At 74.5% G+C, this 12081-nt stretch carries 11 protein-coding genes; 3 read left to right on the top strand and 8 right to left on the bottom strand.

All coding sequences use genetic code 11. The features are described from left to right. Positions 1-241 precede the first annotated feature (241 nt). The 4 genes from JQN84_RS01420 to JQN84_RS01405 all read right to left on the bottom strand — a co-directional run bounded on the left by JQN84_RS01420 (position 242) and on the right by JQN84_RS01405 (position 4411). A complete protein-coding gene (locus tag JQN84_RS01420) occupies positions 242-475 on the bottom strand; it encodes a zinc-ribbon domain-containing protein (protein WP_204956592.1) in 234 nt (77 codons plus the stop codon). Between the two features lie 104 nt (positions 476-579). Beyond that, a complete protein-coding gene (locus tag JQN84_RS01415) occupies positions 580-1485 on the bottom strand; it encodes a S1C family serine protease (RefSeq protein ID WP_239484620.1) in 906 nt (301 codons plus the stop codon). Between the two features lie 209 nt (positions 1486-1694). Beyond that, positions 1695-3032 (bottom strand): class I SAM-dependent methyltransferase, encoded by a 1338-nt coding sequence (locus tag JQN84_RS01410; RefSeq protein WP_204956591.1) that lies wholly within the window; start codon positions 3030-3032, stop codon positions 1695-1697. Continuing rightward, positions 3029-4411, bottom strand: a complete 1383-nt coding sequence (locus tag JQN84_RS01405) for an FAD-binding oxidoreductase (RefSeq protein WP_204956590.1) — start codon at positions 4409-4411, stop codon at positions 3029-3031. Before JQN84_RS01405 ends, JQN84_RS01410 begins: the two co-directional genes overlap by 4 nt. A 171-nt stretch (positions 4412-4582) precedes the next feature. Here JQN84_RS01405 and JQN84_RS01400 point away from each other — a divergent pair, with 171 nt between their 5' ends. Beyond that, positions 4583-4867, top strand: coding sequence for a DUF427 domain-containing protein (locus JQN84_RS01400; RefSeq protein ID WP_204956589.1), 285 nt, complete (start codon positions 4583-4585; stop codon positions 4865-4867). Positions 4868-4922: 55 nt separating this feature from the next. Then, on the top strand, positions 4923-5654 hold the full coding sequence (locus tag JQN84_RS01395) for an RICIN domain-containing protein (protein ID WP_204956588.1): 732 nt from the start codon (positions 4923-4925) through the stop codon (positions 5652-5654). 22 nt (positions 5655-5676) lie between these two features. On the opposite strand, the gene JQN84_RS01390 is transcribed toward JQN84_RS01395, so the two are convergent. Beyond that, complete coding sequence (locus JQN84_RS01390) at positions 5677-6975, bottom strand: MFS transporter (RefSeq protein ID WP_281900287.1); 1299 nt, start codon at positions 6973-6975, stop codon at positions 5677-5679. A 70-nt stretch (positions 6976-7045) separates the two neighbouring features. Here JQN84_RS01390 and JQN84_RS01385 point away from each other — a divergent pair, with 70 nt between their 5' ends. Beyond that, on the top strand, positions 7046-8077 hold the full coding sequence (locus tag JQN84_RS01385) for a GlxA family transcriptional regulator (protein WP_239484619.1): 1032 nt from the start codon (positions 7046-7048) through the stop codon (positions 8075-8077). On the opposite strand, the gene JQN84_RS01380 is transcribed toward JQN84_RS01385, so the two are convergent. The 3 genes from JQN84_RS01380 to JQN84_RS01370 form a co-directional block, all read right to left on the bottom strand. Further along, positions 8042-8521, bottom strand: a complete 480-nt coding sequence (locus tag JQN84_RS01380; RefSeq protein ID WP_372445908.1) for a hypothetical protein — start codon at positions 8519-8521, stop codon at positions 8042-8044. The two genes, JQN84_RS01385 and JQN84_RS01380, sit on opposite strands and share 36 nt — an antisense overlap. Before the next feature lie 62 nt (positions 8522-8583). Further along, positions 8584-10539, bottom strand: a complete 1956-nt coding sequence (locus JQN84_RS01375) for a vWA domain-containing protein (protein ID WP_204956585.1) — start codon at positions 10537-10539, stop codon at positions 8584-8586. A gap of 2 nt (positions 10540-10541) precedes the next feature. Continuing rightward, positions 10542-12014: a magnesium chelatase ATPase subunit I gene (locus JQN84_RS01370; RefSeq protein ID WP_204956584.1), complete on the bottom strand. Its 1473-nt coding sequence runs from the start codon at positions 12012-12014 to the stop codon at positions 10542-10544. Positions 12015-12081 lie beyond the last annotated feature (67 nt).

Raw genomic sequence — 12081 nt, 5'->3', positions numbered from 1 at the left:
GCCCCGACCGACCCCGGCCGGCAGCCGCCGGCGCGGGCGGGTCGACAGCCTCCGGCGCGGGCGGGTCAGCGGCCGGCGGACCGGTTCCAGGGTGACCGGGGCGACCGGGTGCCGGCCGACGGCCGGCGGCGGCGCGACGGGCGACGACCGGGGGTGCAGGGCGGGCGGGAGGCGGTGTGCAACGGCGCGGTCGACGAGCCCGGTGGGCGGCCGATCAGCCAGCAGAGGAAGCGGGCCACGGTCAGCCGACCGGGAGGCGACGGGCCTCGTCGGCGTCGACGGCGTACTCGACGCCGCAGAACGAGCACTGCTGCACGTACTTCGTCCGGATCGGGATCAGCGGGACGAAGAACACGGTGAACTTCGTCGACCGGCGGCTGATCACCTGTGCGGCCTGGTTGCCGCAGTGCCGGCAGACGGCGGTCACCACCCCCGACCGGGTGACCCGGGTGCGGAGTCCGAAGATGAGGAACATCGCCCCGCAGTACCCAGCCCGACGCCCCGGGAACCCCGGGCGGAGAATTCCGCCCCGCCGCTGTCCGGAACCGGGCCCGCCGTTCGTCACCCTGGTGGTGACAGTCAGCGCGCGTCCAGTCGGGCCACCACCTCGCGGACGGTGTCCACCGCAATGGCGAACCCGAGTCCCACGCTGCCCTCGTCCTCCCCGGTGGTGGCGATGGCGACGTTGATGCCCACCACCCGCCCGGCGGTGTCGACCAGCGCCCCGCCGGAGTTGCCGTGGTTGATCGCCGCGTCGGTCTGCACCAGCCCGGTCAGGCCGTCCACCGACCGGTCCAGGGCCGACACGATCCCGGAGGTGACCGTCCCGGCCAGCCCGAGCGGACTGCCGAACGCCAGTACGGTGTCCCCGACGGTCAGGGTGGCGTCGCTGCCCAGCGTCGCCGGGGTGAGCCCGGTCAACCCGGTCGCCCGCAGCAGTGCCACGTCCGCGGTGGCGTCCTGGGCGACCACGGTCGCCGGGGCGGTACGGCCGTCGGCGAGGGTCACGGTGACCCTGCCGTCGGAGTCCACCACGTGCTGGTTGGTCAGGACGAGACCGTCGGTGTCGAGGACGACGCCGGACCCGAGGCTGGACTCCCGCGCCCCGGTCACCTCGACGGTGACGATGCTCGGCGACACGACGGCGACCACCCTGGCGAGGGAGTCGATGGTGGCGGCGGCGACCGGGGTGACGGCCGTCGTACCGGCGACGACCTGACCCCGGTCGACGAACCGGTCCACGACCAGCGCTCCGGTGCCACCGCCCGCGACCATCAGCACCATCGCCGTGCCGGCGGCCATCAGCCGTCGACGCCAACGCGACGGTGACGGCGGGGGCGGGGACGTCAGCGCGGGCGGGGGCGTCGATGGTGGCGGGGGCGTCGATGGTGGCGGGGGCGACCACGGCGGAGTCGACGACCGGGGCGGTGGCGCGGCGGCCGGGCTGGTGGGCGTCGGGCGCGGCATGGTGTCGGGGTGTGGCATGGGGCCTCCTCGGTGCGGCGATGCAGCAACCGTGCCGCGTCGGGCTGAGGTCCCCGTGTGCCGTACCTGTGCGTCCGCCATGTGGGTGTCCGCCCGGACGACGCCCGCCACCCGACGTCCTGTCGAGCTGATGACGTCGACGTGTCGGCAGCCGACGGGAGCCGCGCCACGGTGGCGTGGCTCCCGTCGGACCGGTACGGGCGGTGCGGTCAGGGCGTCCAGTTCGGGCGCAGCGGGTAGCCGTTCACGCCGTCCGGGCCGTTGCGGGTGGCCAGCACCTGGTGCAGTTGGATGCCGTTGCGTTCGAAGGCCAACCGCGAGCCGGCCATGTAGAGGCCCCAGACCCGGGCGGTGCCCAGGCCCACCTCGTCGACGCAGAAGTCCCAGTTCGCCACGAGGTTGCGGCACCAGGCGGCAAGCGTCGACGCGTAGTGCTGCCGCAGGTTCTCCTCGTGGTGCACCTCGAACCCGGCGTCGTGCACCTCGCTGATCAGGCGGCCCGGCCCGGCCAGCTCGCCGTCGGGGAAGACGTACCTGTCGATGAACGCGCCCGAGCGGTGCGGGGCCCGGTTGTCGGCCCGGGTGATGCAGTGGTTGAGCAGCCGGCCGCCGGGCCGCAGCCGGTCCCGCAGCGCCCGGAAGTAGGCCGGATAGTTGCGCACCCCGATGTGCTCGGTCAGCCCGATCGAGGAGATCGCGTCGAACTGCTCGCGGGGGGCGTCGCGGTAGTCGAGGTGACGCACCTCGGCCAGCCCGGTCAGCCCCTCCCGGGCGATCGCCTCCTGCGCCCACTGCGCCTGCGCCCGGGACAGGGTCACCCCGATCGCCCTGACGCCGTACTCGCGGGCCGCGTGCCGGACCATCCCGCCCCAGCCGCAGCCCACGTCGAGCAGGCGCATCCCCGGCTGGAGCGCCAACTTGCCGGCGACCAGGTCGTACTTGGCCGACTGGGCCTGCTCCAGGGTGTCGGTCGGGCTGCGGTAGACCGCGCAGGTGTACGTCATCGAGTCGCCGAGCACCTTCTCGTAGAAGGCGTTCGACACGTCGTAGTGGTGCGAGATGGCGGTGCTGTCCCGGCTGCGGGAGTGCCGCAGCCCACCCATCACCCGCCGCCAGCGGGGCAGCGCCTCCTGCGGCGGGGCCGGCGGCGGACGCAGCCGCTCCCAGCCGAGCCCACGCACCAGGGCCAGCCCCTCGGCCAGCGAGGGGACGCGCAGCCGCAGGTCCTGCAACACCCGCAGGGCCTCGTACGGGTCGCCGGGGTGCACCCCGCCGAGCCCGAGGTCGCCGCTGACGTAGGCCCGTGCCATGCCCAGGTCACCGGGGGCGGTGAGCAGGTAGGACAGCCCGCGCTCGGAGCGGATGTCGAGCGTGATCCCGGCGTCGGCCGGGCCGATCGCGCTGCCGTCGTAGCCGGTGATGCGGACCGGCAGGTCCCGCGTGGTGACCGCGCGGACGACGTCGGCGACTGTCGGTGCCCGCCGGGTCCCTGCCGGCGGACTGGCCGGGGCGCTCGCCGCCCCCTGTTCTCGGTCGGTCAGGCTCATTTCCGTGCAACCGCCTTCTCGTAGAGTCCGGTGAGCCGATGGTCCGGGTCGTAGCGGTCCTTCACGGCACGCCAGGTCTCCCCGCCGTAGAGCCGGTCGAAGGCCGCCCGGTCGTAGTACGCGTCGGAGTAGAGCGATTTGTGGCCGCCGAACTCCGACACCATCCGCTCGATGGAGCGGTTCGCCTCGCCGTCCGTGGCACCCTCCGCGATCGGCAGGGTGCCCCAGAAGCCGATGTTGACGTACGTCTGGCCGGGGCGTAGCGGATACAGCGGCCAGGCGCGGGCGGAGCCGGGGCCGTCGGGCTCACGCAACCGCAACGGGCACAGCCACACCGGCGTCATCCCCACGTTCCGGTCGAACCAGCGCAGGAAGTCGGCCGTGGCGTTTAGCGGGATCTCGACGTCCTGCACGACCCGTTCCCGGTCCGGCCGGCCACGCCACCGGTCCACCCGGGCGGCCACGTGGTAGCGGTGTTCCAGCCGGACCAGCCGGTGGTAGACGTCGCTGCGTCGCCAGCGGGCCGGCCAGAGCCGGCGTACCACCGGGTGCTGCGCTCCGAACGCGGCCGAGCACCAGAACCAGTCGGTGTCCCACCGCCACAGGTAGTCGCGGCCGCTGAGGGTGTCCCGCACCCGGCGGCGCAACGAACGGTAGTAGATGTCCTGGCCGGTGTAGTCGCTGGTCCGCTCGGGCTCGTCGGTGAACGAGCCGAGCACCAGGTAGGACTCGCCGGGGCTGAACATGACGCCGTCCATCGCGTCGACCGGCCGGCCCTCCCACTCGCCCTTGGCGATCACCTCGGCGACGGCTGCGGTCAGCTCCTCCAGCCGGGTGAACCGGATGTTGCGCAGGGCCACCGCCCGCCCCAGGGGCTGGAGTTCGATGCGCAGCCGGGTGGCGTACCCCAGGCTGCCCAGCGAGTTGGGGAAGGCGGCGAACAGCTCGGCGTCCGGGCCGTCCGGGCGGGTGGTGACGATCTCCCCCGCGCCGGTCAGGACGTCCATCTCGATGACCGACTCGTGCGGCAGCCCGTTGCGGAACGCCGTCGACTCGATGCCCAGCCCGGTGACCGCGCCGCCCAGGGTGATCGTGCGCAGCTGCGGCACGACCAGCGGCATCAGCCCGTGCGGGAGGGTCGCCTCGACCAGGTCCTCATAGGTGCACATGCCCTGCACGTCGGCGGTGCGGGCCACCGGGTCGACCGACAGGACGCCGTCGAGGCCACTGACGTCGAGGCCGGGTGTGCCGGTGGCCGACCGGGGTCGGAACAGGTTGGAGGTGCGTTTGGCCAGCCGTACGGGGTCCCCGGGGGGCACGGCGGCGTACGACCGTCGCAACGTGTCCACCGCCAGCTCATGATCACGCAGCGCGCGCATGAGATCACCTTACGCGCGAAGCGCTGCTCCGGGGAACCGCATCACTGACCGTTTCTGATCAGTAGGCAACCTCGACATCGGCATGGTCGTCCGTCCCCGCCCGACACCGACGCGACGTACGTTCGCCGAGGGGCCCGCGACCGGGGCCCGCCGGGGGCGTAGCGTGGTGACATGCCGAAAGCCGTGTGGAACGACCAGGTCGTGGCCGAGAGCGACGACACCGTCCTGGTGGAGGGCAACCACTACTTCCCCCGAAGCACCCTGCGCGACGACCTGATCACCGAGTCGGCGACGCAGACGGTCTGCCCCTGGAAGGGCGACGCCTCCTACTACTCCCTCACCGACGGAGAGCGCACGAGCGAAGACGCCGTCTGGTACTACCCCGACCCGAAGCCCGAGGCGGAGCACATCCGCGACCGGGTGGCGTTCTGGAAGGACGTCCGGGTCGTCGACTGATCCCACCGGGCGGGCCGACTGGTCGTCGGCCCGCCCGGTGGGTCACCATGCAGCCATGGCCGACCCCGACCCGCACCACGATCCGTCCGGCACCGTGTACGGCGTCCGACGGGCCGCCCGCCCCGGGCTGCCCGCCGATCCGCTGATGCGGTCCGCGCTGGCCGTCGGCCTGGCCGGCGTACTGCTGGGGGTCTTCTTCGCCACCGGCGTGCTCGGCGGCGGCGACGACCGGGCCCCGGTGGTGCCGGCCGCCGCCCCCACCCCGGCCGCCCCCACTCCGGCCGCGTCGACCCCGGCCGCCGAGTCGACCAGCCCGCCGGCCGCGACCACACCGCCGCCCAGCCCGACCCCGCCGCCCACCACCCCGGCCACGGTCACCGGCCCTGTCGTGTTGCGGGCGGTCACCTCCGGCCTCTGCGTCGGCACCGACGGCGCGGGCGAGACGGCCACCGCCGAACTGGCCGGCTGCACCGGCGGCGCGGAGCAGCAGTGGGTCGCCAACCCGGTCGCGCCCGACCTGGTGACGCTCACCAACGCCGGGCACGGCCAGTGCCTCGACGTCGACGGCGGCAGCGGCGACGACGGCGCGCGGCTCCAGCAGTTCGGCTGCCACGGCCAGGCCAACCAGCAGTGGCGGCTGACCCCGGTCGGCACCGGGCCGGTCCTGCTGGTCGGCGTCGGCTCGGGCAAGTGCGCGCAGGTCCGCAACGACGGCACGGCGGCCGGCGACGACCTGGTGCAGGCCACCTGCACCGCCGCCGCCGGCCAACAGTGGACCCTCGGCTGAACGACGGCCGGTCCCGCCCCGGTCAGCCCCGGTAGCTCCAGGCCCCGGCGGGCCGGACCGGCGTCGGCACCGGCACCGGTGCCGCGCGGCGGCGGCGCAGCAGCAGCGACAACAGCCCGGCGCCGATGGAGAGCGCCCCGGCCGCGTACCAGGCCGGCGCGTAGTCACCGAGCCGGTCGCGGACCAGGCCGGCGCCGGTCGCCGCGAACGCCGCCCCGAACTGGTGCGCGGCGAAGACCCAGCCGAAGACCACCGCCGCCGAGTCGCCGAAGTACTCCCGGCACAGGGCCACCGTCGGCGGCACGGTCGCCACCCAGTCCAGGCCGTAGAAGACGACGAAGACCAGCATGCTCGGCCCGGTGCCGCCGGTGAACAGGGCGGGCAGCAGCAGCAGCGACAGCCCGCGCAGCCCGTAGTAGCCGGCCAGCAGCAGCCGGCTGTCCATCCGGTCGGTGAGCCAGCCCGAAGCGACGACCCCGACGATGTCGAAGAGCCCGACCAGCGCGAGCAGGCCCGCCGCCGTGGTCTGCGGCATGCCGTGGTCGTGCGCGGCCGGCACGAAGTGGGTGCCGACCAGGCCGTTGGTGGTCGCACCGCAGATCGCGAAGCCGCCGGCGAGCAGCCAGAACGGGCGGGTCCGGGCGGCGGCGGTCAACGCGGCCACCGCCCGCGCGGCGGCCCCGCCGGCCGACGGCGGCCGGGGCGTCACCCCGGTCGCGCCATAGGCGGGCAGGCCGAGATCCGCCGGGTGTTCCCGCAGCCACCGGGCCACCAGCGGGACGACCGCGAGCGCCGCCCCGGCCACCACCAGCGCGGCCGTACGCCAGCCGTGGTCCCGGACCAGCACCGCGAGCAGCGGCAGGAAGACCAGCTGGCCGGCGGTCCCACCGGCGGTGAGCACCCCGGTGACCAGCCCCCGGCGGTGGACGAACCAGCGCCCGGTGACGGTGGCGACGAAGGCCAGCGCCATCGAGCCGGTGCCCAGCCCGACCAGGACGCCCCAACAGAGAATGAGCTGCCAACTCGCCGTCATGAAGACGGTCAGGCCGCTGCCGAGCGCCACCAGCGCCAGCGCACAGGTCACCACCCGGCGGATGCCGAACCGGTCCATCAGGGCGGCGGCGAACGGTGCGGTCAGGCCGTAGAGCAGCAGATTGACCGAGACGGCGGCGGAGATGGTGGCCAGCGGCCAGCGGAACTCGGCGTGCAGCGGGTGCAGCAGCACCGACGGGGTGGCGCGGAAGCCGGCCGCACCGACCAGCGCGACGAAGGCGACGGCGGCTACGGTCCAGGCCGGGTGGAGACGACGGGCTCGGGTCACGCTCCGAGTCTCGGCCACGACCCGGTGGGCGACGAGTGGCCGGAAAGCCATGGTGCGCAATAATCGGGCCATGACCATCAGGCCGCACCGGATCGGCGTGCTCGCCCTCGACGGCGTGGTCGGCCTCGACCTGGGCACCCCGGCCCAGGTCTTCGGGGCCGCCCGCACCCCCGACCGACTCCCGCTCTACACCGTCGACACCTGCACCCCCGGCGGTCGCCCGGTCCGCAGCTCCGCCGGCTTCCGGGTCCTCCCCGACCACGGGCTCGACCTGCTGGCCACCGTCGACACGGTGGTGGTGCCCGGCCTGCACGGCGGCCCACCGATGACCGACGGCACGATCGACCCGGCGGTGGCCGGCGCGCTGCGGGACGCCCGGCACCGGGGCGTACGGATCATGTCGATCTGCACGGGCGCGTTCGCGCTGGCCGCCGCCGGGCTGCTCGACGGCCAGCGGGCCACCACCCACTGGGCGCACGCCGACCGGTTCCGCCGGCTCTACCCGCAGGTGGCCCTCGACCCTGACGTGCTGTTCATCGACTCCGGCCGGGTGCTCACCTCGGCCGGGGTGGCCGCCGGGATCGACCTGTGCCTGCACGTCGTCCGCAGCGACCACGGCAGCGAGGTGGCCAACCGGGCGGCCCGTCGGTGCGTGGTGCCACCCTGGCGCGACGGCGGCCAGGCCCAGTACATCGAACGGCCGGTGCCGCGCACCCCGGCCAGCGGCATCGCGGCCACCCGGGAATGGGCCCGGCAGCGGCTGCACGAACCTGTCGCCCTGCGGGAACTGGCCGCCCACGCCCGGATGAGCGTGCGCACCTTCACCCGGCACTTCCGCTCGGAGACCGGGCTGAGCCCGGCGCAGTGGCTGCTCCAGCAGCGCACCGACCACGCCCGGCTGCTCCTGGAGACCACCGACCTGGCCATCGACCAGGTGGCCCGGCGGGCGGGCTTCAGCACCACCGCCGCCCTGCGTCAACACCTGAACACCCGGATCGGCGTCTCCCCCTCGGCCTACCGGCGCACCTTCCGCCGCACCCCCGCCGCCGGGCCGTCCGGGGTGGAGTCAGGCGGTCTGCGGCTGGTCGCGGAGCATCCGTAGCTGCGCCAGGTGCCGGGGCAGGTGCACCCGGGCGTGCAGGTCGAGGGTGCGCGACCAGGGCAGCGGCTCGTCGACGACCAGGTCGAAACCCTCCCGCAGGTGCGTCTCGACCGGGGTGTCGGCGGCCGGGCCGAGCCGGTCCACCAGCCCGCAGAGCCGGCCGCTGGTGGCCCGCAGCAGAGTGGCCAGGCCGGGCAGCCCGCCGCACCCGGCGACCAGGGCGTCCAATTCGGGCCGGTGCACACCGGTCAGGTCGTAGTAGGCGAACGGCGCCCCGGCCAGCACCGCCTCGGTCGCCTCACTCATCAGCTCGTCGTTGGCGACCAGGTGCGCCACGATCCGCTCCGCGCCCCACCCGCCGGGCGGAGCCGGCCGGAACCCGCCCGCCTCGACCTCGGCGAGCAGGATCCGGTACGCCCCGCGCAGCTCCACACCCCCAGTCAACCCCGTGCCACCGGGTCGGGTGGACGGTTGTGCCACCCGGATCACCCGGACGGGCGGCCCGGTCAGCGGGCGGAGGCGCGCCGGGAACGCAGGTAGTCCGAGACCACGTACTCGCCCAGGTCACCCAGGTCCGGGGTGAACAGGCGACCCCGGGAGCGGCGGGCCACCGCGTCCATGAACCGACGCAGTCCCGGGTCCTCACCGAGCAGGAACAGGTTGAGCGTGACCCCGGCCCGGGCCAGCCGGTCCACCTCGCGGACGGTGGCCTGGACCGTCTCCGGCAGCGGCGGCCAGTGGAAGTACGCCTCACCGTCGTCCGGATCGAGGTGCGCGGTCGGCTCACCGTCGGTGACCACCAGCACCACCGGCTCGGCCCCCGGATGCCGGCGCAGGTGCCGGCCGGCCAGCCGCAGGGCGTGCTGGAGGTTGGTGCCCTGCTCCATGTCCGGCTCCACCGCCGCCAGCTCCCGCTGGGTGAGCGTGACCGCCTCCCGACCGAACCCGACGATCTGCAACGCGTCCTGCGGGAACCGGGTCGCCATCAGGTGCGACAGGGCCAGCGCCGTCTGCTTCATCGGCCCCCACCGCCCCTGCGACACCATCGAGTACGACAGGTCGACGCAGAGCGCCACCGCCGCCGACGCCCGCCGCTCCGTCTCCACCACCTCGAAATCCTCGACGGCGAGCGGCAACGGCACCGTGGGGCCGGCCCGACGCACCGCCCGGGTGAGGGTGCGCACCACGTCCAAGGGCTGCTCGTCGCCGTACTCCCACTGCCGGGACGCGCCGCTGACCTCGCCGGCCGCCCCGGCCGTACGCAGGTCGTGCTGGCCGCGCGGGCCGGCGGTGAGGTCGGCGAAGACCCGGCGCAGCGCGGTGCCGGCCAGCCGGCGCAGCGCCTTCGGGCTGAGCGTCAACCCGTCGGCGTCCCGGCTCACCCAGCCCTGCCGGCGCAGCTCCCGCTCCAGCTCCCGCAACCGGCGTACGTCGTCGGCGGCGTCACGGCCCAGCGTCCGGGCGACCGACTCGACGTCCACGTCGTCCAGGGTGGCCCCCGGCTGCTGCTGGTCCAGGGACTCCAGCAACTCGTCCAGCTCGGCGATCTCGTCCAACGCCCCGGTCGCCTCGCCGTAGCCGAGTGGCTGGTCACCCCGGACCCGCTCACCACGCTGCCAGTTCAGGTCGGGACGCAGCGCACGCAGGTGGGCGTCGAGCGCGGACAGCTCACCGGAGAGCCGGTCACCGAGCGACTGCCGCATCAGCCCGGCCAGCTCCTCGCGCTGCCGGTCGGACAGCGACCGCATCAGCCGCTCCCCCGCCGCCGCCCGCCGGGCCAGCACGTCGACCAGTTCGTCGACGCTGCCCGGCTGCTCCGGGAAGAACTCGCCGTGCCAGCGCATGAACTCGGCGAACGCGTCGGTGGTGTCCTCCGCGCGGGCGTGCCGGGCCAGCAGGTCGTTGAGGTCCCGCATCATCTCGGCGAGCTGCGCCTGCACGGCCGGGTCACCGGCGGCCCGCGCGGCGTCGCGCAGCCCGGCGAACCGCTGCTCCAGCACCTCCCCGCGCAGCCCGTCGAGAATCCGCTGGTAGGTCTGCCGGGCCTCGTCGCTGGTCCACCGGTACCCGGACAGCTCCTGCACCGCGCGGGCGGTGGAGCGGGGCAGGTTGTCCAGCACCGTCTCGGCGAACCGGGCGTCGTCGTCGGTACGCGCACGCAACGCGTCCCGTTCCGCCGCGAGCGCCTGGTCGAGCAGCGCCCGGGACCGGGTCACCGCGCCGTCCAGGTCACCCCGGCGCAACGCCTCCCGGCGCAGCCGGCGGGCCCGGGCGGCCAGGTCGTCCAGGCCGCCCCGGCCCTGCGGGCCCCGACGCAACAGGTCGCGCAGCGCCTCCCGCAGGCTGCCGCCGGCCAGCACCTCCGCGCCGACGGAGTCCACGGCGGCGCGCACGTCGTACGGCGGGGCGAGCGGGTCGGGGCCGCCCTGCCACTGGCCGTACCGGAACCGGTTGCCGGCCATCCTCAGCTCCGACCGCCGTAGACGGTACGACCGGACTCGGTGACGTCCTTGCCGAGCCGGCGGGTCAGGTGCAGTCCCTCCAGCACGAACTCGACCCCGGCGGCGGCCTGCTCCGGGGTGGGCGCGTCGCCCAGCCCCAACCGGTCCAGCGCCTTGGCCAGCCCCGGCACGGTGCCGACCTGGCGCAGCAGTTCCGCCGAGGCGACCAGCTCACCGGTCTCGATCACCGCCCCCTCGGCGACCAGCGCGGTGAACCCGGAGAGGTCCAGTCCGGCCAGCCGGGCCCGGAACGTCTCGGCGGTCGCGGTGCGCAGCAGATGACCCAGGATCTCGGTCTCCCGCCCCTCCTCGCCACTCTCGAACTCCACCTTGCCGCGCAACGTCGAGGTCACCGACACCGCGTCACCGACCCGGGCGACCGGTGCCTCCGGCCGTACCGTGGCGTCGTCGGCGGCCGACGCGGGGCCGGCGAGCAGGCCGGAGCGGCGCAACGCGGCGGCGGCGACGGTCTCGGCGGCGGCGATGGCGAACCGGGCGGAGACCCCGGAGCGCGGGTCCACCGACGACGACTCGCGCACCGCGCGGGCGAACCGGGCCAGCACCTCCAACACGTGCTCCGGCACCTCGGCGACCAGGTCGGCCTCCTGCCGGATCAACGCCAGCTCCAGCTCCAGGTCGACCGGGTAGTGGGTGCGGACCTCCGCGCCGAACCGGTCCTTGAGCGGGGTGATGATCCGGCCCCGGTTGGTGTAGTCCTCCGGGTTGGCGCTGGCCACCAGGAACAGGTCGAGCGGCAGGCGGAGCTGGTAGCCCCGGACCTGGATGTCCCGCTCCTCCAGCACGTTGAGCAGCGCCACCTGGATGCGTTCGGCCAGGTCGGGCAGCTCGTTGACGGCGAAGATCCCCCGGTTGGTGCGCGGCACCAGCCCGAAGTGGATGGTCTCCGGGTCGCCGAGGGTACGCCCCTGGGCCAGCCGGATCGGGTCGACGTCGCCGATCAGGTCACCGACGCTGGTGTCCGGGGTGGCCAGCTTCTCGCCGTAGCGTATCGAGCGGTGCAGCCAGCCGACCGGCAGGTCGTCGCCGGCCTCGGCGACCAGCGCGCGGGAGGACGGGGTGAGCGGGTGCAGCGGGTGCTCGTTGAGCACCGACCCGGGCAGCACCGGGGTCCACTCGTCGAGCAGCGCCACCAGCGAACGGATCAGTCGGGTCTTGCCCTGGCCGCGTTCGCCCAGCAGCACCATGTCGTGGCCGGCGAGCAACGCCCGCTCGACCTCGGGCAGCACGCTGTCGTCGTAGCCGACGATGCCGGGGAAACGGTCCTCGCCGGAACGCATCCGGGCCAGGAGGTTGTGGCGGAGTTCCTGCTTGACGGTCTGGTACCGGTGTCCGGCGGCGCGCAGCGCGCCGAGGGTGCCCGGCAGGTCGGCGGGCGGGACCGGGAGAGCCTGGTTGGGCGCAGTCACCCGACCCACGCTAGCGCGATCCGGGCCGCTGTGCCCCCGGCACCGGAATCGACCCCCACCGGTCCCCGACGCGACG

The sequence above is a fragment of the Micromonospora humidisoli genome (assembly GCF_016900955.1).
Classification (GTDB): Bacteria; Actinomycetota; Actinomycetes; order Mycobacteriales; family Micromonosporaceae; genus Micromonospora; species Micromonospora wenchangensis.
Note: the sequence above shows the minus strand (reverse complement) of the source record. Positions and strands in the feature narration are given on the sequence as shown.